Source organism: Dickeya sp. NCPPB 3274 (genome assembly GCF_000406205.1).
In the GTDB taxonomy this organism is placed as follows: Bacteria; Pseudomonadota; Gammaproteobacteria; order Enterobacterales; family Enterobacteriaceae; genus Dickeya; species Dickeya fangzhongdai.
The window spans coordinates 2,409,905-2,433,782 of sequence record NZ_CM001979.1 but is presented as its reverse complement, the minus strand read 5'-3'; the positions used below and the strand labels follow the sequence as shown (position 1 = coordinate 2,433,782).

19 protein-coding genes are annotated in these 23,878 nt (G+C 57.2%); 11 read left to right on the top strand and 8 right to left on the bottom strand.

What is annotated here, in order from left to right:
* Position 1: 1 nt before the first annotated feature.
* Together DXX3274_RS11105 and tus are read left to right on the top strand one after the other, a co-directional pair.
* Positions 2-1,252, top strand: coding sequence for an MFS transporter (locus tag DXX3274_RS11105; protein ID WP_050569859.1), 1,251 nt, complete (start codon positions 2-4; stop codon positions 1,250-1,252).
* A gap of 185 nt (positions 1,253-1,437) precedes the next feature.
* A complete protein-coding gene (tus, locus tag DXX3274_RS11100) occupies positions 1,438-2,364 on the top strand; it encodes a DNA replication terminus site-binding protein (protein ID WP_042859825.1) in 927 nt (308 codons plus the stop codon).
* Between the two features lie 3 nt (positions 2,365-2,367).
* Here tus and fumC read toward each other — a convergent pair whose 3' ends face one another.
* Positions 2,368-3,765, bottom strand: coding sequence for a class II fumarate hydratase (fumC, locus tag DXX3274_RS11095; RefSeq protein ID WP_042859824.1), 1,398 nt, complete (start codon positions 3,763-3,765; stop codon positions 2,368-2,370).
* A 177-nt stretch (positions 3,766-3,942) separates the two neighbouring features.
* Between fumC and manA the strand changes: the two genes are divergently transcribed.
* The 3 genes from manA to add all read left to right on the top strand — a co-directional run bounded on the left by manA (position 3,943) and on the right by add (position 8,096).
* On the top strand, positions 3,943-5,127 hold the full coding sequence (gene manA / locus DXX3274_RS11090) for a mannose-6-phosphate isomerase (protein ID WP_042859823.1): 1,185 nt from the start codon (positions 3,943-3,945) through the stop codon (positions 5,125-5,127).
* Positions 5,128-5,185: 58 nt separating this feature from the next.
* Positions 5,186-6,748 (top strand): YdgA family protein, encoded by a 1,563-nt coding sequence (locus tag DXX3274_RS11085; RefSeq protein WP_042859822.1) that lies wholly within the window; start codon positions 5,186-5,188, stop codon positions 6,746-6,748.
* A 331-nt stretch (positions 6,749-7,079) separates the two neighbouring features.
* Positions 7,080-8,096: an adenosine deaminase gene (gene add / locus DXX3274_RS11080; RefSeq protein ID WP_042859821.1), complete on the top strand. Its 1,017-nt coding sequence runs from the start codon at positions 7,080-7,082 to the stop codon at positions 8,094-8,096.
* Between the two features lie 112 nt (positions 8,097-8,208).
* Here add and DXX3274_RS11075 read toward each other — a convergent pair whose 3' ends face one another.
* The 7 genes from DXX3274_RS11075 to DXX3274_RS11045 all read right to left on the bottom strand — a co-directional run bounded on the left by DXX3274_RS11075 (position 8,209) and on the right by DXX3274_RS11045 (position 15,878).
* Positions 8,209-8,667 (bottom strand): SgcJ/EcaC family oxidoreductase, encoded by a 459-nt coding sequence (locus tag DXX3274_RS11075; RefSeq protein ID WP_042859820.1) that lies wholly within the window; start codon positions 8,665-8,667, stop codon positions 8,209-8,211.
* 176 nt (positions 8,668-8,843) lie between these two features.
* Positions 8,844-9,842 carry a bile acid:sodium symporter family protein gene (locus DXX3274_RS11070; protein WP_042859819.1) on the bottom strand — a complete coding sequence of 333 codons (999 nt, stop codon included), beginning with the start codon at positions 9,840-9,842 and terminating at the stop codon, positions 8,844-8,846.
* A gap of 153 nt (positions 9,843-9,995) precedes the next feature.
* Positions 9,996-11,045 (bottom strand): oxidoreductase, encoded by a 1,050-nt coding sequence (locus DXX3274_RS11065; RefSeq protein ID WP_042859818.1) that lies wholly within the window; start codon positions 11,043-11,045, stop codon positions 9,996-9,998.
* A gap of 206 nt (positions 11,046-11,251) precedes the next feature.
* Positions 11,252-12,202: an arabinose operon transcriptional regulator AraC gene (gene araC / locus DXX3274_RS11060; RefSeq protein WP_042859817.1), complete on the bottom strand. Its 951-nt coding sequence runs from the start codon at positions 12,200-12,202 to the stop codon at positions 11,252-11,254.
* Positions 12,203-12,269: 67 nt separating this feature from the next.
* Positions 12,270-13,256, bottom strand: a complete 987-nt coding sequence (gene araH / locus DXX3274_RS11055) for an L-arabinose ABC transporter permease AraH (RefSeq protein ID WP_039693978.1) — start codon at positions 13,254-13,256, stop codon at positions 12,270-12,272.
* A gap of 18 nt (positions 13,257-13,274) precedes the next feature.
* Positions 13,275-14,798 carry an L-arabinose ABC transporter ATP-binding protein AraG gene (gene araG, locus DXX3274_RS11050; protein ID WP_042862053.1) on the bottom strand — a complete coding sequence of 508 codons (1,524 nt, stop codon included), beginning with the start codon at positions 14,796-14,798 and terminating at the stop codon, positions 13,275-13,277.
* Between the two features lie 96 nt (positions 14,799-14,894).
* The gene (locus tag DXX3274_RS11045; RefSeq protein ID WP_042859816.1) at positions 14,895-15,878 is read right to left on the bottom strand and encodes an arabinose ABC transporter substrate-binding protein; all 984 of its coding nucleotides are present in this window, start codon (positions 15,876-15,878) and stop codon (positions 14,895-14,897) included.
* A gap of 382 nt (positions 15,879-16,260) precedes the next feature.
* Here DXX3274_RS11045 and DXX3274_RS11040 point away from each other — a divergent pair, with 382 nt between their 5' ends.
* The 6 genes from DXX3274_RS11040 to rsxC form a co-directional block, all read left to right on the top strand.
* Positions 16,261-17,946: a ribulokinase gene (locus DXX3274_RS11040; protein WP_042859815.1), complete on the top strand. Its 1,686-nt coding sequence runs from the start codon at positions 16,261-16,263 to the stop codon at positions 17,944-17,946.
* A 54-nt stretch (positions 17,947-18,000) separates the two neighbouring features.
* Positions 18,001-19,512, top strand: a complete 1,512-nt coding sequence (gene araA, locus DXX3274_RS11035; RefSeq protein ID WP_042859814.1) for an L-arabinose isomerase — start codon at positions 18,001-18,003, stop codon at positions 19,510-19,512.
* Positions 19,513-20,112: 600 nt separating this feature from the next.
* Positions 20,113-20,328, top strand: a complete 216-nt coding sequence (gene ydgT / locus DXX3274_RS11030) for a transcription modulator YdgT (protein WP_038658750.1) — start codon at positions 20,113-20,115, stop codon at positions 20,326-20,328.
* A 235-nt stretch (positions 20,329-20,563) separates the two neighbouring features.
* The gene (gene rsxA / locus DXX3274_RS11025) at positions 20,564-21,145 is read left to right on the top strand and encodes an electron transport complex subunit RsxA (protein WP_042859813.1); all 582 of its coding nucleotides are present in this window, start codon (positions 20,564-20,566) and stop codon (positions 21,143-21,145) included.
* Positions 21,145-21,735, top strand: a complete 591-nt coding sequence (gene rsxB / locus DXX3274_RS11020; RefSeq protein WP_042859812.1) for an electron transport complex subunit RsxB — start codon at positions 21,145-21,147, stop codon at positions 21,733-21,735. Before rsxA ends, rsxB begins: the two co-directional genes overlap by 1 nt.
* A partial coding sequence (rsxC, locus tag DXX3274_RS11015) for an electron transport complex subunit RsxC (RefSeq protein WP_071603944.1) occupies positions 21,728-23,878 on the top strand: 2,151 nt, incomplete at its 3' end. The genes rsxB and rsxC, both read left to right, overlap by 8 nt.

Below are 23,878 nucleotides of genomic sequence, written 5' to 3'. Positions count from 1 at the left end.
AATGTCCGTTTCTGTCACCGATGACATCCAACCTCAACGCAACACTCACGCGCCTGTTTATAAAAATCCGTTTATCACCCGAGGTACGCCGACGTTCATTCGCGTCACGCTGGCTCTGTTTTCCGCCGGCCTGGCGACGTTCGCCTTACTGTACTGTGTGCAACCGATACTGCCGGTGCTGTCGCAGGCATTTGGCGTGTCGCCGGCGACCAGCAGCCTGTCGCTCTCTGTCTCCACCATTACCATGGCGGTCGGGTTATTGTTTACCGGCCCGCTGTCGGACACTATCGGTCGTAAAAATGTGATGGTGGTGTCCCTGTTGCTAGCCTCGGTCTGTACCCTGATTGGTTCGATGATGACGGACTGGACGGGACTACTGGCCATGCGGGCGCTGGTCGGCTTATCGCTCAGCGGTGTGGCGGCGGTGGCGATGACGTATCTGAGCGAAGAAATTCACCCCAGCGTGGTGGCGTTCTCCATGGGGCTATACATCAGCGGCAACTCCATTGGCGGCATGAGCGGACGCCTGCTGACCGGGGTTATTACCGATTTTTTCAACTGGCGCGTCTCTGTCGCCTGCATCGGCGTGGTCGCTCTGCTGGCTTCGCTGACATTCTGGCGAATCTTGCCTGACTCCCGTCATTTTCGCGCGGGCTCGCTGCGGCCCAAAACACTGTGGATCAATGTCCGCCTGCACTGGCGTGACGCGGGTTTGCCGTTGTTGTTCGCCGAGGGTTTCCTGCTGATGGGGACCTTTGTCACCCTGTTCAACTACATTGGCTATCGGTTGCTGGGCGCTCCCTATAACCTGAGCCAGACTGTCGTGGGATTGTTGTCGGTGGTCTACCTGACTGGCAGCTACGCTTCCCCGCGTGCCGGGGCGATGATCGCCCGTTTTGGCCGGGGGCCGGTACTGGTCGGCAGTGTCGCCCTGATGTTATCCGGCTTGCTGTTGACCCTGTTCAGCTCGTTGCTGGTCATGTTCGTCGGGATGATGCTGTTTGCCGCCGGTTTTTTTGCTTCCCATTCGGTCGCCAGCAGTTGGATTGGCGTGCGGGCGCTGCGCGCCAGAGGCCAGGCATCATCCCAGTATCTGTTCTGCTATTATCTGGGGTCGAGCCTGGCTGGGACCTCCGGCGGTTTCTTCTGGTATCACTACGGCTGGACCGGTCTGGTGCTGTTTCTGTCATGCCTGCTGATACTGGCGCTGTGGATCGGCTTGAAACTGAAGTCCCTGAAAAACAGGGCGTGATTCACCAGTAATGGTATCATTTGCGACTCACCGCGCCTGAACGCGCCGGCCGGTGAGTCTCCCCACCGTCTTACCGCCTCTCTTCTCTCCGTTTTTTTCGCTGTTAAAACGATAACGATGCTGGTTGCTAAACGGAGCGTTTGTATTAGAATGCATAAGTATGTTGTAACTAAATGGATGTTATAATGGCAGCTTACGACCTGATCGAGCGGATGAATCATTGCTTCACCACCCTTGAAGCGCAATTGTCCGAAATGCATCAGCTGTTTCGGACCCTTCGCTTTGCCGGCGGGCATATCTTTACCCTTCCGCCGGTAGAGAAAGGCACCGAGCACGATCCGGTCTCGCAGATTCACGTCACCCCGGTCACAGGCGATGACGCGCGCGACGCCGGCTTACAGCATTTTCGTCATCTGTTTATTCACCACCACGCGGAAACCGTCAGCAGCAAAGCGGCGATTCGCTTGCCCGGCGTACTATGCTTTCGGGTTGATCAGCCGGAATACCTGCAGGCGCATCAGTTAATTACCGATATCAACGCGCGGAAAAAAGAACTGGAACAGATCATTACGGTGGAATCCGGGCTGGAACCGGAGCAGCGTTTCGATTTTGTTCATACGCACCTAAAAGGGCTGATCACGCTCAGCGCCTACCGCACTATTACCCTGCTGGTCGACCCGACGTCGGTGCGATTTGGCTGGGCGAATAAGAACATCATCAAAAATATCACCCGCGACGAGTTGCTGGAAAAGCTGGAGAAAAGCCTGCACGCCGGGCGTAGCCAGGCGCCGTACAGCAAGGAGCAGTGGGCGTCCCTGCTGGAGCAGGAAATCCGTGATGTAAAACGCCTGCCGGAGCAGGCGTTGCTGAAAATAAAACGACCGGTGAAAGTGCAGCCTATCGCCAGAGTCTGGTATCAGGAACAGCAGAAGCAGGTGCAATATCCCTGCCCTTCGCCGCTGCTGGTGTTATGCAGCCAGGACGCGGCCCCCGTGATGGGCGAACTGAACGACTACGACGCCGATAACATTCAGCACCGGCACCGCCCCAAAGCCAAGCCATTACGGCTATTGATCCCCCGGCTGCACCTGTACACCGATGACGGCATGTAAGCGTTAAGACTTCATACTGCCAACCATGTCTTCCGGACGTACCCACTGGGTGAACTGCTCTTCGGTCAGGTAGCCCAGCTTCAACGCCGACGCTTTCAGCGTCAGTCCTTCTTTATGGGCTTTTTTGGCGATTTCCGCCGCTTTGTCATAACCGATATGCGGATTGAGCGCCGTCACCAGCATCAGCGACTCATTCAGCAACTGGTTGATGCGCTCGCGGTTAGGTTCAATCCCGACGGCGCAATGCTCGTTGAAGCTCTTCATGCCGTCAGCCAGCAGCCGTACCGACTGCAGGAAGTTGTGGATCACCATCGGACGGAACACGTTCAATTCGAAATTACCGGACGCGCCGCCCATGTTTACCGCCACATCATTTCCTATCACCTGGCAACACAGCATGGTCATGGCTTCACACTGCGTTGGATTGACTTTGCCTGGCATGATGGAACTGCCCGGTTCGTTTTCCGGAATGGCGATTTCGCCGATACCGCAACGTGGCCCTGACGCCAGCCAGCGGACATCGTTGGCGATCTTCATCAACGATGCCGCCAGCCCTTTCAAGGCGCCGTGCCCGTGAACCAGTGCGTCACAGGTGGCTAACGCTTCAAACTTGTTCGGTGCGGTGACAAACGGGTGACCGGTCAGCGACGCCAGTTCCGCCGCCACCCGTACCGCGTATTCCGGGTGCGTATTTAATCCGGTGCCGACCGCGGTGCCGCCCAACGCCAGTTCGCACAGGTGCGGAATACTGTTTTCGATGTGACGCAGGTTATGCGCCAGCATCGCCACCCAGCCGGAAATCTCCTGCCCCAGCGTCAGCGGCGTCGCGTCCTGCAAATGGGTTCGGCCGATTTTGACGATATCGGCGAATTGCGCGGCTTTATCCGTCAGCGTTTGCTGCAACACCTTCAGCTCAGGGGTTAGGTGTTCCCGCACCACGGTGACCGCCGCCACATGCATCGCGGTGGGGAAAACATCGTTAGAACTCTGGCTTTTATTGACATCGTCATTCGGGTGCACCAGCCGTTCGTTGCCCCGAACCCCGCCCAACACTTCACTGGCCCGATTCGCCAGCACTTCGTTCATATTCATATTGGTCTGGGTACCGGAGCCGGTCTGCCAGATAGCCAGCGGGAATTCGCCGGCGTGCAGCCCGTTCAGCACCTCGTCCGCGGCCTGAAGAATGGCGTCGCCTTTGTCTGCGGACAACAACCCCAGATCCATATTAACGCGGGCGGCCGCTCGCTTGGTTTGCGCCAGCGCCACGATCAGCGCTCTCGGCATTTTCTCTTCCGAAATACGGAAATGCTCCAGCGAACGCTGAGTTTGAGCCCCCCAAAGGTGCGCTGCCGGTACGGCAATCGGCCCCATGGAGTCTTTTTCGATTCGAGTGTCTGACATGGTTTTCTCCTTTGCAAAACAAGTCACTTTCAGATGAGTGCGAATTTTTACCCTTCTGGAATCATGGCATATAAAGCATTAACATGGCGTGCATTAAGACGGTGCAGTCCTTTCCAGCGGAGTTTCCACCGTCGCCGTTATGGAAATTAACAATCTGTTTAATGACAGGAAAATATTATGCAAAAAATGCGCAACAGTGTGCAGAATTACGCCTGGGGCAGTAAACACGCGTTGACTGAACTGTATGGGATTGAAAACCCGGGTAACCTTCCAATGGCGGAACTGTGGATGGGCGCACATCCGAAAAGCAGTTCTCTGCTGCTTGACGAACAAGGGCAAGCGCACAATCTGCGGGAGTTGATCAATAGCGATCAGCCCGGTTTTCTGGGGAATGCGGTAGCCCAGCGCTTTGGCGAGTTGCCGTTCCTGTTCAAGGTATTATGCGCCGAACAACCGCTGTCGATTCAGGTACACCCGAATAAATCCGCCGCCGAGTCGGGATTCGCCCGGGAAAATGCCGCCGGTATCGCGCTGGATTCGCCCCAACGCAATTACAAGGACGCCAACCACAAACCGGAACTGGTCTTCGCCCTTACGCCCTATCTGGCGATGAACGGCTTTCGCGAGCTGACCGAGATAGCCAGCCTGCTGCAACCGCTGGCCGATGCTCATCCGGCGATCGCCGCGTTTTTACAGCGCCCGGACAGCCAGACGCTGACAACGTTGTTCTCCAGCCTGTTGAGCATGAACGGCGAACAGAAAGCGTCGGCCATTGCAGAACTGAAACGCGTGCTGGATAGTCAACACGGCGACCCCTGGGATACCATCCGATTTATTGCGCAGTTTTACCCTGATGACGGCGGCCTGTTCTCTCCGCTGTTGCTGAATGTCGTCACGCTGAAACCCGGCGAAGCCATGTTCCTGTATGCCGAAACTCCGCATGCCTACCTGCAGGGTGTGGCGCTGGAAGTGATGGCCAATTCGGACAACGTCCTGCGCGCCGGTCTGACGCCCAAATACATTGATATCCCCGAGCTGCTCGCCAACGTCCGTTTCGAATCGAAACCTGCCGCTTCTCTGCTCACCTCGCCGATAAAAACGGCCAATGAGCTGAGTTTCCCCATTCCGGTCGATGACTTTGCCTTTTCACTGCATTATCTTACGGATGCGCCGCAAACGCTCAGCCAACAGAGTGCGGCGATAATCTTTTGCGTCGAAGGCCAGGCGGTGCTGGAAAAAGGGGCTCAACAGGTCAAGCTGCTGCCAGGCGAATCCTGCTTTATCTCCGCCAGCGAATCACCGGTTCAGGTTCAGGGCCAGGGTCAGATTGCCCGCGTCTATAACCGGCCTTTAATGGTATAAAGCTATGTACTCCCCGACGAGGGATACGAAACCGTGAATCAACAAGGAAATATATAGCGTGGCCAAAAAAACAGTGGTAGCGGCGGGAATCGTTATTGCACTCGCAGCGGCCTGGGGGGGCGCCTCCTGGTTTACCGGTAAACAGATTGAGCAACACATTGGCGAAGTGACCGACAACCTGAACAACGGGCTGAAAAACGCCTACCCGCAGGCGGGCATCAAGGTGACATTCCGCGACTATCAGCGCGGCATATTCACAAGCCAGGTTGCCCTGGTGGTACAGTCAGACGGTTCCGACGCCCGTCAGCATCTGTTGGCCGCGAACGAAGAAGTGGTGTTTAACACGACCGTTTTCCACGGCCCTTTCCCGCTCACCGCCAGCCAGTTTAGCCTGAAGCCGGCGATGGCGGCCGTACACGGCGAACTGGCCAATACCGACTCGGTAAAAGCGCTGTTTGAACTGACCAAAAACAAACCGTTCATCACCGCCAATAGCCGTATCGATTACAGCGGCGACACGCACTCCGCCGTCACGCTGGAAGCGCTGGACGTTCAGAGTCCGGAAATGAAGGCCAATTTCAGCGGCACCACGCTGCTGGTAGACCTGGCTGGCGATCTGCGGGCGGGCAAAGTGATTGGCAATGTCGCGAATCTGGCGATGGAAAAACCGAATCTGCAGGGACAGAGCGAAAAACTGACGCTGCAGGATCTGGCGCTTAACAGCGATACCCGCAAAGGCAAATTCGATCTCGAAGTCGGCGACGTCAAGCTAACGCTGAAAAAACTGGCGCTGGACGTTCAGGGCGGCGATAGCCTGGCGTTGAACGACTTCGCGTTGGTCAATCACACCACGGAAGATGACGCCAACCTGGCAGGACAGATGACCCTGACCCTGGGATCGGCGCTGTTCCGCGATCAAAATCTGGGATCGCTGAACATGAACGTCAACTTCTCCGGGCTGGATGGCAAAGGCACTCGCCAGTTCATGACCGAATACCAGAAAAACCTGCAGGCGCTGTTGCAGAATATCGACCAGGTCACGCCGGAAGTCTACGACCAGCAACTGGCCGCGCTGGTTCTGCACAACCTGCCGCAGTTACTGAAAGGCAATCCAAGCGTCAAGGTCGCGCCGTTCAGTTGGAAGAGCGCCAAAGGCGAAAGTACCTTCACGCTGGCGCTGGACCTGACCGATCCGTTGCAGAAAAGCGCGGCGCCGACCGGTAATCTGTCCGATGAAGAAGCGATTATTCGCCAGTCGGTGAAAAATCTGGATGCTCGTCTCAACGTGCCGCTGGATATGATCACCGAACTGATGGTGCAAACCGCGCCGAAAGCCTCTTCTGACGACGAGAGAAAGCAACTGGAGCAGATGGCGCGTCAGCAGACGCAACTGATGGCGAACATCGGCCAGATGAGTCAGGTCACCGTAACCAAAGACAACGCCATCACCAGTTCGCTGCAGTACAGCGACGGCACTGTGGCCTTCAACGGCCGCAAGATTCCGCTGGCGGAGTTCATCGCCCCGTTCATCACACTGCCGTCGGAGAACGTGCCTGAAGAAGGCGATGATTCTCAGGCCGCGCCCGAAGAACAGCAGCCGGACGCCTCAGTCAGCCCGTAACCGTTCCCAGGCGCCCGACACCAGGGCGCCTGTTTCTCCCCCGCCTGCCTTATTCTCGCGCATCGACGTTTAGACAAATTTAACACCCACAGCGGTACGCGTTCGCCTGCCATGCCACAGGCAAGAATGGCGCGCTTATGCTAAACCTGTGTTATGCCTGTAGTGATATACAAATTTCTTTTTATCAATCAATAGCAAAGTGCGTGACTTTATTCTTATACTGCACAGCGAGTTATCAGACCGTGTCCCTCACGGCGTGGTGGCGATAAAGCCAACGTCATGAGGAATACCGCCTGACTGATGGATTTTTTTAATAAAAAAAGAGTAGAACATGATTAATCCGCACATTCCGCTGACGGATATCCATCGCCATCTCGATGGTAATATCCGTCCTCAGACCATCCTTGAATTGGGCCGCCAGTTTACTATCGAGCTGCCGGGTAACGACCTGGCTTCACTGCGCCCTCATGTCCAGATCGTCGACAACGAACCTGACCTGCTCCGTTTTCTGCAAAAACTGGACTGGGGCGTGGCCGTGCTGGGGTCGCTGGATGCCTGTCGCCGGGTGGCTTACGAAAACGTTGAAGACGCCATACGTGCCGGACTGGATTATGCCGAACTGCGCTTTTCCCCCTACTACATGGCCCGCAGCCATCAACTGCCGCTGGAAGGCGTAGTGGAAGCGGTGATTGACGGAATTGCCGCGGGTTGCCGCGACCATAACCACGACGTCATGATACGTCTGATCGGTATCATGAGCCGCACCTTTGGTACTCAGGCCTGCGAGCAGGAACTGAATGCATTGCTGGCGCACAAGGACAATATCGTCGCCATCGATCTGGCGGGCGATGAACTCGGTTTCCCCGGCGAACTGTTCACCACCCACTTTACCCGCGCCCGTGATGCGGGCTGGCATCTCACCACCCATGCTGGCGAGGCCGCCGGCCCTGAAAGCATCTGGCAAGCGATTAAACAACTGGGCGCCGAGCGCATCGGCCATGGCGTGACCGCCATCGTCGATCGCTCGTTAATGGAGTACATGGCTGAACACCAGATTGGTGTCGAGTCCTGCCTGACCTCCAATCTGCAAACCAGTACCGTAAAAGCGATGAATGAACACCCGCTGGTACATTTTCTGCGCCACGGTATTCCGGCCACCATCAACACCGATGATCCGGCGGTTCAGGGGATCGAAATCCGTCATGAGTATGAGATAGCGGCTCCGCAGGCCGGTCTGTCGCCGGATGATATTCGCCAGGCTCAGGAAAACGGGCTGCGTATCGCGTTTATCTCCGAACAGGAAAAGCAGCTGTTGCGCCAGCGAGCACAGCAACGGCAACCCTCCTGACGCTGGACGGGTAACGCTGCCCTGACGCAATACGCAAAAAGCGGATACCGAAGTATCCGCTTTTTTCATTTCGAGCTGCTTACTGCATCGTCGTCATACCGACAAGATCACATCAGTCTTGCGGCTGGACAGACGAGTGGTGGCTGGTGATAAGCCACTTCCCGTTCTTGAAGGCATAAGTGTAGGTATAGCGAGCCTTGGCCTGCGACTTGTCGCCGAAGGTAAAGGTGTAGTTTCCGGTATCCAGCGCTTCATTACAGCCGATTTTGATGACACGTTTGTCGATGCTGCCAACCGGTTTTTTCGGCAGGAAATGTTCAAAATAATCAATACGCTCGGCGTCATTCGTCCGCATTTTTGAAGACAGCGTCGGCAACAGGACGGCGTCAGATGCGTAATTGGCGTTCACTTTCTTTGCATCGCCGGTCTGCAGCGACTGATTCCAGCGATCGAACAAACTGGCGATAGTTTTTTCGTCAGTCTTAACACAGGTTTCGGTGTTGGCGGCATAAGCCTGAGAGGTGATGACAGCGCTGAGCAAACTCAGCGATAACAGGACCTTTTTATACATTGTATCCTCACTATAGTGACTAATCAGATACTGCGTGTGTCTGTGAGCCCATGATATGGGGCATCACAGATAGTCACTATAATAAAAGATTAACGTTATGAACTGTAACCAATTGAAACTATGTTAGCGATAGCCGCTGTCGATGAAATACATCATCTAACCACTTGTCTTACCAGTTATTTTTTTATCGCCTCGCCGCCAGCAGACTGTGCCGCTCGTTTTGCGTAACGTTGCGCCAGCGTCGCACACACCATCAGTTGAATCTGGTGGAAAATCATCAACGGCAGCACCATCGCGCCCACTGCCGCCGCGGGGAACAGCACATTCGCCATCGGAATACCGTTAGCCAGGCTCTTTTTCGAACCACAGAACACGATGGTGATTTCATCTTCCGTACTGAATCCCAGTTTGCGAGCCGCCAGCGTGGTGCATACCAGTACAATGCCCAACAGCACCAGCGAACAGACAACGACCGCCAGCAGCGACCAGCCATTGATCTGATGCCAAATCCCCTGTACCACCGCTTCACTGAACGCGACATACACCACCAACAGAATGGATGACCGGTCAGTGATATTGATCAGTTTGCGATGACGATCAACCCACTTGGCAATCAGCGGACGGGACAGGTGACCGATGACGAACGGCACCATCAGTTGCATGATAATCGCGCCAATCGCGTGCAGCGTATCAGTCTGTCCGCCCTGCGTATGCATCAGCAAGCCGACCAGCACCGGCGACAGAAAAACCCCGAGAATGCTGGACGCCGAGGCGCTGCAGATCGCGGCAGCCACGTTGCCGCGGGCCATAGAAGTAAAAGCAATGGCGGACTGTACGGTCGCCGGCAGCGCGCACAGATACAGGAAACCGAGATACAACCCCGGCGTTAATATCTGCGGCGACAGAAACGCCATGCCAATCCCCAACAGCGGGAACAGAATGAAGGTGCTGGCAAACACCACCAGATGCAAACGCCAATGGCCCATACCGGCGGTAATAGCGTCACGGGACAGCTTGGCGCCATGCATGAAAAACAGCAGTGCGATTGCCGCATTGGTCAGATTCTCAAAGAAAACCTTGGCCGCGCCTTCGCACGGGAAAATCGATGCGGTGATCACCACCGCAATCAAAACCAGCAAAAATTTGTCAATTTTTAAGCGTTGTAACCATGCCATAACGTGTTTGCATCCTCAGACATAAAAAATACAGGCGATCCTAAGATCGCCTGCTTAAACAATGCCCTACTATCGGCAATAAACACCCATAATGCAAGGCTGAAGCCCGCCCTGCGGTCAGGGTTTTCCGTCACAAATCATGACGAATCCCGGTTAGCTGTTTTTCAGGGTCATCGCCTTTTTCTGTTCATGAGAAGTCAGCCCCAGCTCAATCAGCTCCATCACTTTGATGGCCTGCTCGACCGGCACCGGGTTGTCGCCGCGCCCCAGCAACGCATCGCGGATCTCGGCGTAATAGGATTGATAATGTCCGGGGATGGTGGGCACCGTCTGCTCCGCCAGCACGCCGTCACGATGCAGCGTCAAAATGCCGTCGCGGCTATCCTGCCCCCAGTCGCTATGGGCTTGCGGCTTCTCGCCTGCTTTCAGCCGCGCTTCCTGCGGGTCGAGACCAAATTTCACATAACTGCCCTGGGTGCCGTGGACGATATAACGGGCGCTTTCCGCCGCCGCCAGCAGGCTACCGTGCACCACCACCCGACGCTGAGGATAGATCAAGGTGGCATGGAAGTAATCCGTGGACTTGCTGCCCGGCCGCAGTTGCGCCAGGTCGGCCTGAATCGCCACCGGCAGACCGAATAACTGCAACACCTGATCAATCAGATGCGGGGCCAAATCGAACCAGATGCCGCTGCCTTCGCCGCCGTCTTCACGCCAGCGCTGGCGCACTTCCGGGCGATAGCGATCAAAATGCGACTCCATGTACACCACATCGCCCAGCACGCCGGTTTTCAGCAATTGCTGCAGCGTCAGAAAATCGCTGTCCCAGCGTCGGTTATGAAAGACGGAAAGCAGCTTACCCGCATGCTCCGCCTGCTGATGCAGTTCCCGCGCTTGTGACAACGTCACAGTAAACGGTTTGTCGACGACCACATGCTTGCCGGCGATCAGCGCCTGGCGGGCCAGCGGGAAATGGGTATCATTCGGGGTAGGTATCACGATCAGATCGATATCCGGATCGTTGAACAGTTCCTGCGGCTCGCGCACGACCCGCATTGAGGGCCAGTCAGCCTGAACCTTCCCAGCATCACTGCTGGACACAGCCGCCAGTTTCATTCCTGACGTAGCGGCAATCAACGGCGCATGAAACGTCTTACTGGCATAACCATAGCCCAGCAGACCAACACGGATGGTATCCGTCATATATTTCCCCTCATTGGCGGATCTGAATTTCAGACCCGTTATCCTCATGAAATACGGCCGTGCACCGCAATCACGTTTTATGCTGTATTGCAATGCACAGCCTAGTATAGCACCGGGGAAACAGATGGTTATCGGACGGTTCCGTTATCCAAACCGGCATGACCACCATCGGCGGCCATGCCTGATTATACAATAACGTCAGACAGTTACGGCGTGACCACCCACGGGTGCGGCGCGGTTGATTCCCCTCGCCAGATGGCCGCTTCCGCTGGTTTTTCCAACGCCGGATGATGGATTTCGCTGTTGCGGCGGCGAAAATCGCTGGGGCTGACCCCCACCCGTTTGCGGAAGACACGGGAAAAATAGAGCTGGTCGTCGTAGCCGACCACCCGCCCGACGGCGGCGATTGACTCCTGCGTGGTTTGCAGCAGCAGTTTGGCGCGAATCACCCGTTGGTCTTCCCGCCAGCGCAGAATATTCACCCCCACCTGCTCGCGGAACAGGTGCGCCAGCCGCGACGGCGACAGGCAAACGTGGCGCGCCACCTCATCGATACGCAGTTCTCCGGCCAGATTGCCGGTAATGAACTGGCACGCTTCGATCACCCGCGGATCCATAATGCGCTGCGGGCTCTGCGGATCTTCTTCCATCGCGCGCAACAACAGGCGCTCCAGCAGATTCATCGCCAGCTCTTCGGCAAAACGCCGGCCGGAACGGTGGGTCTGCTCAATATTGGCGAACAGCTTATCGAACTCCTGCAGCAAACCGGTGCTGGACAGCGTTAGCCGCCCGACGTCGCACCCTTTGCTGTGCCATTCCAGCCAGTCGGCCCAGTAAGCGCGCGGTCGGAAATAGACCCAGCGGTGATACCAGTTGTCACTGCCGGGCGCGCGGCCGTAATAGTGGCGCGACCGGGGAGGAAACAGCAGCAGGTCGCCGGGATTGCAAAAAAAGGTGTCGTCGCCATCCAGCACCTTGCCCTGTCCCTTGATGGTCAGGTTAATGATGTAACCCTTCATACCATCCGGCCTGTCGATGAAGAAATCCAGCGGCCCGCCCGCCAGAATCGGCGTCAGCCCGGCCACCAGATAGGCGTTAAACGCATAACCGGGCAGCAACGGGTTGGGCTGGGACTCATGCGCCATACGGTGATACATGCGGCCTCCTGAAAAAAGAGTCTTGTTTGTCATGGATAGCGCCGGCTCATGCCGGCGCATCCGTCCATCAAACCGTTTTCTTCGCCAGTTGTTTGTAGCGGTCAAAAATCACCGCCGCCAGCAGAATCAACCCGCGCACCACATACTGAGCAAAAGGCGAGATATTCAGCAGGTTCATGGCGTTTTCCACCGTCCCCAAAATCAGCACCCCGGCCACCACATAGGATATCTTGCCGATGCCGCCTTTCAGTGACACGCCGCCCAGTACGCAGGCTGAAATCACGATCAGCTCATAACCAATCGACGTCATCGGCTGGCCGCTGGTCATACGCGACGCCAGGATGATGCCCGCCGCTGCGGAAACCAGCCCGGACAGGCCAAAAATAATGATTTTGGTCCGCACCACCGGCACCCCGGCCAGCCGTGCGGCTTCCTCATTGCCGCCGATCGCCAGCGTGTTACGGCCAAAGGTGGTCTTGTTCAACAGCAAACCGAACAGCACCATGCAAAAAACCGTCAGCCAGATCGGCGCCGGCAATCCCAGCCAGCTAGCGTATCCCAGCGTGAAAAAGCGCTCATCTTCGATACCGACCGCTTTACCGTCAGAGATGATGTACGCCAGACCGCGCACAATCTGCATAGTGGCCAACGTGGTGATCAGCGCGTTGATTTTTAGTTGGGCGATAACAAACCCGTTGAGCAGGCCGAACGCCACTCCCAGCAACAGCCCGGCGCCGACGCCCAGCCACAGGCTTTCGCTGACGTTGATCACCACCGCGGTGGTCACGCCGGCGCAGGCGATCACCGAAGCGACCGACAGGTCGAAATCGCCGGAAGCCAGACAAAACAACATGCCGCAGGCCACCATGCCCGACATGGAAATCGCCAGCCCCAGCCCTTTCATGTTGATGAAGGTGGCGAAATTCGGCACGAATAACATACAGGCCAGAAACAGCGCAGCAAACACCACCAACATGCCGTAGTTATCCCAGATACGGGACAGACTGAGGCCTTGAGATTTGCTGGCGTGGGAAGGAGAACTCACCGTAGACATTTATCGACTCCTTGGCGGTCAGGCAACCGCGGGTTCAGTGGCGGTCGTTTTCAACATCGCCAGACTCAGGACCTTCTGTTCGCTGGCCTCATCGTGCGGCACTTCGCCGGAGATGGCGCCCTCGCGCATCACCACGATGCGGTCCGCCAGCCCCAGCACTTCAGGCAGGTCGCTGGACGCAAACAGCACGGCAATCCCCTGACGGGCCAGTTCATAAATCACGTGGTAAATCTCGTGCTTGGCGCCGACGTCAATGCCGCGGGTCGGTTCGTCCAGCATGATCACTTTCATCTCCTCCGACAGCCAGCGGCCGAGAATCGCCTTCTGCTGGTTGCCGCCGGACAGGTTCATGATCAGCTGCGTAGGCGACGGCGTTTTGATATTCAGCGCCTGAATATGGTGGTCGGCGTTTTCCTCCTCCCAGGCTTCATTGATGATGAAACCGTTTTTGATATGTTTGCGGCGGGCGCTGATATTGATGTTATCCCGCACCGAGTGCACCGGAATAATGCCGTCGGCTTTACGGTCTTCCGGGCACAGCATCAGCCCGCGGCGGATCGCATCGCCGGGCGAACGGGCGTGCAGCGGCTGCCCATCCAACCGCACTTCGCCGCTGGTAATGCCGGTGGCGCCGAACAATGCCTTCATCAGTTCGCTGCGCCCGGCGCCCACCAACCCGAACAGGCCGACAATTTCGCCGCTGCGCACCGACAACGAAATCGGCGACTTCACCCCAACCGCTTTCACCTCATGCAGTTCCAGCCGCGGCTCGCCATGCGGGCGCGGCTGATACCCATAGATATCCCCCAGATTGCGGCCCACCATCGCCTGCACCAGTTGTTCATGGTCAACCTGCCGCATGTCGGCGAAGGTTTTGACGTAACGGCCGTCTTTGAACACGGTGATGGCATCGCTGAGAGCAAAGATTTCCTCCATACGGTGCGACACATACAGAATCACCCGCCCTTCGCTGCGCAACTCGCGGATCACCCGGAACAGCTGTTCGATTTCCCGCGCCGATAGCGAGCTGGTTGGCTCGTCGAACGCGATAATCTTGGCGTTGCGCGCCAGCGCCTTGGCGATTTCCACCATCTGCCACTGGCCGATGGACAGGTATTTCAGCGGCGTATCCGGGTCGATATCCAACCCCAGATGTTCCAGTTGCAGACGCGATTCATAACGCAGCAACGTACGGTTCACCACCCCGCCCTTGTGCGGCAACTGCCCCAGATAGATGTTCTCCGCCACCGTCATTTCCGGCACCAGGTGCAGTTCCTGATAGATGATCGCCACGCCGGCGTTCAGCGCGTCCATCGTATTGGCGAAGCGCACCGGCTGCCCTTTAATATGAATTTCTCCCTGTGACGGCGTGTAATTGCCGCTCAAAATTTTCAGCAATGTGGATTTTCCCGCGCCGTTTTCGCCCATCAGCGCATGGATTTGTCCGGCATGGCAGTCAAAACTGATGTCATCCAGCGCCTTGACGCCGGGAAACACTTTGCCAATCCCGCGAAAGGATAAATAAGGTGACTGTTCGGTCATTTCAGCATCCTCAATGGTCTGCGCCGTCATTTATGACGGATAACGGCGCGGCCAGTGTCCACTCCCGCCGGCTAAGGCGGGAATGGACAAGGGTCATTACATCAGGCCTTTCTTCTGCAGTTCAGTTTTGAAGTTATCGCGGGTGATCAGCACCACATCGGTCACTTCGGTGAATTTCTGCGGCTCGACGCCTTTGGTCACCCAGTCATGCAGCATCTGGATGCTCTTGTAGCCGTGCACGTCCGGGCTTGGCAGCAACGAACCGTAGAAACCGGTCGGCTGCGATTTGGACAGTTCGCTGACCGCATCCACCCCGTTGATGCCGATGCCGATCACGTTGCCCGCCTTGAATCCCTGCCCTTCAGTCGCACGCACGCCGCCCAGCACGGTGTTGTCGTTCATGCCGACCACCAGCCAGTTCTTCACGTTCGGATGCTGCACCAGCAGCGAGTTGGCGGCGTCAAACGCGCCGGGGATATCGTTGGATTTGGTGGGGACCTGATAAATCTGTTTTTCCGGGAATCCGGCCGCCTTCAGCGCCTCCATCGACCCGGACGTGCGGCGACGGGCGGTATCCAGTTCGTTGGCGGTGATCGCCATAACGCCGGTTTCCTGCGGTTTCCAGCCGCGTTTCTGCATCTCTTTCCACAGCTCTTGCCCCTGACGTTCGCCAATCTTGGTGGCGGCCATCATCACCAGCGGTACCGTGTCCATCGGCTGCCCTTTGGCGTTGACGAACTGGTCGTCGACGGCGATCACTTTCAGGTTATAGCTGCGCGCCTTGGCGACGATGGCCGCGCCCAGTTTCGGGTCAGGGGTACAGATGACAAACCCTTTGGCGCCGCTGGCCGCCAGGCTGTCGATAGCATTGAGGGTTTTTTCGCCATCCGGTACGGCGATCTTGATAACGTCAAATCCCAGGTCTTTACCGGCCTTGTCAGCAAACCGCCATTCGGTCTGGAACCAGGGTTCTTCCGGCTGTTTGACCAGAAAGCCCAGTTTCATGTTTTCCGCGATAGCCGATTGTGACATAACCGCGGCCAGGCCAATTGCTGCCAGAACCTTAGTGAATTTATGCATGGTCTTCTCCGCTCGTTGTTATCTTTAACACGCTGGCAACCGGGGATGCCCTCACGGGTGTAAACGCTCCCGGCAAGATGTTCCTTTTTGTAGCGATGAAAAAACAAAGGGTTATTGTGATTTCATCCTCCGGTTTCCTTCAGTCGCGTAAGTTGTAGCTGTTATTTTCATCACGAAGAGAGAGCATTATCACATTCAGAAACTACAGCTGATTCGTACATAGATTCAGCAAATTTAACCTGCCGTTAACTTATGACCGCCATCACAAAACCCCTGCCCGTGACAGAAAAATGCATACTTCCAGCCAACCGCTCCTCACGGCGCCAGAACGGCCTGTCTATCGTAAACAGCGTGATCCCTACGATTAACAGGAGCAGCAACGATGAGTGCGGGCGCCATTACTCTTGGTCTTGATTTTGGCAGTGATTCTGTCCGTGCGCTGGCGGTGGATTGCCGCAGCGGGCAGGAGCTGGAAACAGAAGTGGTCTACTATCCGCGCTGGCGTCAGGGACAATATTGTCATCCCGCCAGCAACCAGTTCCGCCACCATCCGCTGGATTACATCGAATCGCTGGAATTGGCGATCCGCGCGGTAGTGGCGCGGCTCACTCCTGAACAGCGCCAGCAGATAACCGGCATTGGCGTCGACTCCACCGGCTCCACTCCGGCGCCGATTGACGAACAGGGCAACGTGCTGGCATTGCGTTCGGAATTCGCGGACAACCCCAACGCCATGTTTGTGCTGTGGAAAGACCACACCGCGATTGACGAAGCGGAGGCCATCAACCAGCTGTGCCGCAGCGGCCAGTTCCCGGATTACACCCGCTACATCGGCGGGGTGTACTCGTCTGAATGGTTCTGGGCCAAAATTCTCCATATCACCCGTGAAGATCCATCGGTGCGCCAGGCAGCGGTGTCCTGGATCGAATTGTGCGATTGGGTGCCCGCCCTGCTCTCCGGCACCACGGCGCCTGACGCCATCCGCCGCGGCCGTTGCAGCGCCGGGCACAAATCGCTGTGGCATCCCGATTGGGGCGGCCTGCCGCCAAAAGACTTTTTGCAGGCGTTGGATCCCTGCCTGACGGAAAAACTGCAGTATCCGTTGTTCACCGACACCTGGACCGCCGATCGTCCGGTCGGCGCATTGACGCTGGAATGGGCTCGCCGGTTAGGGTTGTCTGAAAGCGTCGTGATATCCGGCGGCGCTTTCGATTGTCATATGGGCGCCGTCGGCGCCGGTGCGCAACCCTACACGTTGGTCAAGGTGATCGGCACCTCCACCTGCGACATCCTGATCGCCGATGCGGATCGGGTGGGCAGCAACACGATCGCCGGGATCTGCGGTCAGGTGGACGGCAGCGTGGTGCCCGGTTTCATCGGGCTGGAAGCCGGTCAATCCGCCTTTGGCGACATGTACGCCTGGTTTGGCCGCGTGCTGGGCTGGCCGCTGCAACTGGCCGCACGCGAGCACCCGGACTGGCAGCCGCAACTGGAACAGCTGCAATCCAGCCTGCTGGCGCAATTGACGCAAGCCTGGGCCAACGACCCGTCGCTCGATCACCTGCCGGTGGTGCTCGACTGGTTTAATGGTCGCCGCACGCCGTTCGCCAACCAACGGCTCAAAGGGGTGATCACCGACCTGAATCTCGGTACCGATGCGCCGGCGCTGTTCGGCGGGCTGATCGCCGCCACCGCGTTTGGCGCCCGCTCCATCATGGCCTGCTTCGAATCTCAGCAGATCCCGGTGGAAAACCTGCTGGCGCTGGGCGGCATCGCCCGGAAATCCACCACCATCATGCAAGTCTGTACCGACGTCATGAACCGCCCGATGCAGATCGTCGCCTCGGATCAATGCTGCGCACTGGGCGCCGCCATTTTCGCCGCCGTGGCTGCCGGCGTTCACCCGGATATCCCGATCGCCCAGCAGCATATGGCCTGCGGTATCGAACGCACCCTGATGCCCGACCCGAAACGGGTCGCCCGTTATCAACAGCTTTATGAACGCTATCAGCAGTGGTGCCGGCTGGCGGAGCCCGCCTACAGCCCCCGGACCGGGGCAGACCATTGAGCGTTTGCCGAACATCACTTTTACATCCCTTTGGGAACCCAAACAGGAGTCATCATGGAACAATTTAAGCCGCTCGAAGTCTGGTTTGTGATTGGCAGTCAACATCTGTATGGCCCGGAAGCGCTGCGTCAGGTGAAAGAGAACGCCGAAAAAGTGGTGAATGGCCTTAACCGCGACGCCAACCTGCCGGTGCGGCTGGTACTCAAACCGCTGGTCAAAACCCCGGATGAAATCACCGCGCTGTGCCGCGACGCTAATTATCAGGATAACTGCATCGGACTGCTGGCCTGGCTGCATACCTTCTCGCCCGCCAAAATGTGGATTGGCGGTCTGAGCATCCTCAACAAACCGCTGCTGCAGTTCCATACCCAGTTCAACGCCGACATTCCCTGGGACACCATGGACATGGATTTCATGAACCTGAACCAGACCGCCCACGGCGGGCGCGAGTTCGGTTTTATCGGCGCGCGCATGCGCCAGCCTCATCAGGTCGTCGTCGGCCACTGGCAGGATCGCCATGCCCATGAACGCATCGCCAAATGGATGCGGGTAGCGGCGGCGCTACAGGAAAGCCGCCAGCTCAAGGTAGCCCGTTTTGGCGATAACATGCGGGAAGTGGCGGTCACCGAAGGCGATAAAGTCGGGGCGCAAATCCAGTTTGGCTACGCGGTCAGCGCCTGGGGGCTGGGAGATTTGGTCGGCGTGGTGGACGATGTCAGCCAGGGCGATGTGAATTCGCTGATTGAAGAGTATGAAACCAGCTATACCCTCAGCGAAGCGCTCAAACTGCATGGTCCGAAACGGCAAAACCTGCTGGATGCGGCCCGTATCGAGCTCGGCCTGAAACGCTTTCTCGATCAGGGCGGCTTTAAGGCTTTCACCACCAATTTCGAAAACCTCTACGGCCTCAAGCAACTTCCCGGCGTGGCGGTACAGCGTCTGATGCAGCAGGGGTACGGTTTCGGCGCCGAAGGCGACTGGAAAACCGCCGCGCTGTTGCGCGTGATGAAGGTCATGGCGCAGGGATTACCCGGCGGCACCTCCTTCATGGAGGATTACACCTACCACTTCGCTCCCGGCAACAATCTGGTGCTGGGCGCCCATATGCTGGAAGTGTGCCCCAGCATCGCCAGCGAGGAAAAACCGCTGCTGGATGCGCAATACCTCGGGATCGGCGGCAAGGCGGATCCGGTGCGGTTGATCTTCTCCGCGCCGGCCGGATCGGCGCTGAACGTCAGCGTGATCGATCTGGGCGATCGTTTCCGTCTGCTGGTTAATCAGGTGGATACCGTCGCTCAGCCGCATCCCTTGCCGAAACTGCCGGTCGCCCGCGCGCTCTGGCAGGCGCAGCCATCGCTGGAAACGGCGGCCGAAGCCTGGATTCTGGCGGGCGGCGCTCACCATACCGTGTTTACCCAATCGCTCGATCTCGACTATCTGCGGCTGTACGCCGACCTGCACAACATCGAGCTGACGGTGATTGATCAGGACACCACCCTGCCGACCTTCAGAGACGGACTGCGCTGGAACGAGTTGTACTATAAACTGTGCGGACACCGGGCGTAATGCCGGCTATCCGCTAACCCACCTATCGTGACAACACCTGCCGGCGCCCTGGTGCCGGCAGGTGGCGATTTCGGTTATTTCATTCATATCTGTACCGCATCCGTGTTTGTACAATCCGTCTCTGTACAATCTGTCTCTGTACAATCTCTCTCTGTACAATCCGTCTCTGTGCATCCAACCTGGCAATACGTGATATTCCGAATAATAAAATAAAAGTTGTCATTATTATGCGTGAATATCACCGTATTTAAATGAAACAAAAGGTTTCCATAAACACGAAAAAAAATAATAACGAAGCCTAAAAATGTGACATAGATCGAGTGGGTTGCGCAAAAAACATCACAAGATGAATAAAATGTTAACCATCATATTCCAGCCTTTTTCAGCGCTGTATTTTCCATCGCCCTGCAATTAGTAGGATACGTTAATTAAATCAATGATAAAGCCACGATATTCGGCATTGGTAAGCAATGAGGTAGATTTATGCTTTTTTATTACGGCTGCCTATCATAAGCTACGTTTTTGAATTCAACACTGGACAGAATCCCCGAGGCGAATATACTGAATTCCCTTTAAACTCTATTTGATTATTTTACGCAAATGAGTGTCTACGAATATTTATTGAAATTCAGAAAAGTGAGTACATTGGAAAGTCTTGAGAAGTTGTTTGATCATTTGAATTATTCTCTGACTGACAATCACGACATTATCAATATGTATCGGGCTGCCGATCATCGCCGCGCCGAATTAGCCGCCGGCGGAAAACTGTTCGACATAGGACAAGTGCCGAAATCCGTCTGGCATTTTGTGATTTGATGATGCTGGTGATTTGATGGTGCAGATGGTCTGACGATACAGCATGGATGCGCGTGCCGCCGCCGCACGCTATCCCCACCCGTATTTTCCCGCACGACTCTTCGTATTTGCTTACTTTTTTTCTTGCCTTTATCGCGCCCGATGAGTGCGATCGGCTAATAACCCCACAGAGGGTAAGTTGCCGAATGCCGGACAATGCCCGATAATACGCCGGTTTTATTTTGTAGGCACTGTAATGAGCGAATATGTCTTGCTGCTTGTTGGCACGATTCTGGTCAACAACTTCGTACTGGTGAAATTCCTGGGCTTATGCCCGTTCATGGGCGTGTCCAAAAAGCTGGAAGCCGCCATCGGCATGGGGTTTGCCACGACATTTGTGATGACGTTGGGGTCGGTGTTCTCCTGGCTGGTCAACACCTACGTGCTGCTGCCGTTAAACCTGCTCTACCTGCGCACGCTGGCCTTTATCCTGGTTTTTGCCGTTGTGGTGCAATTCACCGAACTGGCGGTGCGGAAAACCAGCCCGGCGCTCTACCGTTTACTGGGCATCTTTCTGCCGCTGATCACCACCAACTGCGCCGTTCTCGGCGTCGCGTTGCTTAGCGTGAATCAATCGCACAACTTTCTGCAAGCAACCATCTATGGTTTCAGCGCCGCCGCCGGCTTTTCACTGGTATTGGTACTGTTCGCCGCGCTGCGCGAGCGCCTTGCCGTGGCCGATGTGCCCGCGCCGTTTCGCGGCTCGTCGATCGCACTGGTGACGGCCGGCCTGATGTCGCTGGCCTTTATGGGCTTTACCGGGCTGGTGAAACTTTGATGATCACAATCTGGATAGCCATAGCAGCGCTCAGCGCGCTGGCGCTGGTGTTCGGGTTAGTCCTGGGCTTTGCCTCGCGCCGCTTTCAGGTGGAAGAAGACCCGGTGGTTGAGCAACTGGACGCCATGCTGCCGCAAAGCCAGTGCGGCCAGTGCGGTTATCCCGGCTGCCGCCCCTACGCCGAGGCGATCGCCCTCAACAACGAACAAATCAACAAATGCGTGCCGGGCGGTGAACCGCTGATGCTGAAGCTGGCGGAGCGACTGAACGTCGATCCGCAGCCGCTTGGCGCCGAGGCGCCGCAAAAACCGGAGCCGCTGGTCGCCTGGGTTGACGAAAACAACTGCATCGGCTGCACCAAATGCATCCAGGCCTGCCCGGTGGACGCCATTGTCGGCACAACCCGCGCCGTCCATACCGTCATCCGCGATCTGTGTACCGGCTGCAACCTGTGCGTGCCGCTCTGCCCAACGGATTGTATTGACTTAAGACCTTTAGCCCCGACAACCGCCAGTTGGAAATGGAATCTCGACGCCATTCCGGTGCGCGTTATCCAGGCGGAAAACCGTGTGATCGAAAATCATGTTTAAGCTGTTCGCCGCCTTCAGAAAAGACAGAATCTGGGATTTTTCAGGCGGAATCCATCCCCCGGAAATGAAAACCCAATCCAGTCAGGTACCGCTACGGCAGGTTCCTATGCCTGACTATTTGATTATCCCGCTCAAGCAACATCTCGGGCCGGAAGGCGATCTGTGCGTCAAAGCCGGCGATCCGGTGCTGCGGGGACAACCGCTGACGCGCGGTACCGGCCGGATGCTGCCGGTGCACGCGCCGACCTCCGGAACGGTACACGCCATCCGCCAGCATATGAGCAATCACCCCTCCGGGCTGACCGAGCTTAGCATTATTATCATTCCCGACGGTCAGGACCGCTGGTGCGAACGTCGCCCTTTCACCGATTACCGTCAGGCAACGCCGTCCGAACTGGTTGAGCATCTGCATCAGGCCGGCATCGCCGGACTGGGCGGCGCCGGCTTTCCCACCGCCGCCAAACTGCAGGGCGGTCTGCGCGGCATCGACACCCTGATTATCAACGCCGCCGAGTGCGAGCCCTACATCACCGCCGACGATCGTCTGATGCAGGAGTGTGCGCAGGAGATCGCGCAAGGGATCGATATCCTCGACCATCTGCTGCAACCGCAACGTATCCTGCTGGGCATTGAAGACAACAAACCGGAAGCCATCGCGGCGCTGCGTTACGCCTTGGTGGATTACCCGCGTATCCAGATGCGGGTAATCCCCACGAAATACCCATCCGGCGGCGCCAAGCAGTTAACCAAGATCCTGACCGGCAAGGAAGTGCCCTTCGGCAAGCATTCGGCGTCTATCGGCGTATTGATGCAAAACGTCGGCACCGTGTACGCCATCAAACGGTCGGTCATTAACGGCGAGCCGCTGACCGAGCGGGTCGTCACCCTGACCGGCGATGCCTTGCGCCAGCCGGGCAACGTCTGGGCGCGGTTGGGCACGCCAGTGCGTCATCTGCTGCGCCACGCCGGCTACCATGTCACCACGACTCAGCCGATGGTGGTCATGGGCGGGCCGCTGATGGGGTTCACCCTGCCTGCGCTGGACGTACCGATCATCAAGACCAGTAACTGCATTCTGGCCCCCGCCCGCGATGAGATTCAGGCGCAGGAAGAAGAACAGGCCTGCATCCGTTGCGGTAAATGCGCCGATGCCTGCCCGGCCGGGCTGCTGCCACAGCAGCTTTACTGGTTTAGCCGGGGACAAGAGCACGAGAAGGCGCGCCAGCACCATCTGTTTGACTGTATCGAATGCGGCGCCTGCGCGTACGTTTGCCCGAGCAATATCCCGCTGGTGCAGTATTACCGTCAGGAAAAAGCCGAGATTCAGGCGCTGGATCAAGAATCCCGCAAGGCGGTAGAAGCCAAAGCGCGCTTTGATGCGCGTCAGGCCCGTCTGGAACGGGAAAAACAGGCGCGCGAGCAACGCCATAAACAGGCCGCCGCCAGCGTGGCCGCCACCGACAAAGACGCGGTGATGGCGGCGCTGGAAAGAGTGCGTACCAAACAGGCGACGGCCGTTCAGGCCGAAATCCGCATTGAACCGGGCCAGCAGCCGGATAACAGCGCCGTGATTGCCGCCCGCGAAGCCCGCAAGGCGCAGGCGCGCGAACATCAGGCGGAAAAAGCGCTGAACACGGCGGAAGACGACGCGCCGAAAGCCGCTATCGCGGCGGCGATCGCCCGCGTCAAAGCCAGACAGGCCGAGGCGCACGCGCCATCGTCTGTTACCGAAGTCGATTCGGTTGCCGGAACCGAAGAGCTCGCGGCGTTAGATCCACGCAAAGCGGCGGTTGAAGCGGCGATTGCCCGGGTTAAAGCCCGCCGGGATGAACAACAGGCGACCACGAGTCCCGCTGTCGCAACGAACGACGATATCGATCCCCGCAAAGCCGCTGTGGCCGCCGCCATCGACCGGGTCAAAGCCCGTAAGGCCGCGCAGTCTGGTAGCGCAGAAAACGTGACATCGTCACCCAATGCGCCGGTATCAACTGCGGCGAAAGCGCTGGAAAGTGCGCCCTCAGCCATATCGGCTGACGTCGCCCCAACCGAGATTACCGACCCACGCAAAGCCGCCGTCGCAGCCGCCATCGCCCGGGTTAAAGCCCGTAAGGCGGCGCAGTCTGATATCGCAGAAGACGTGACA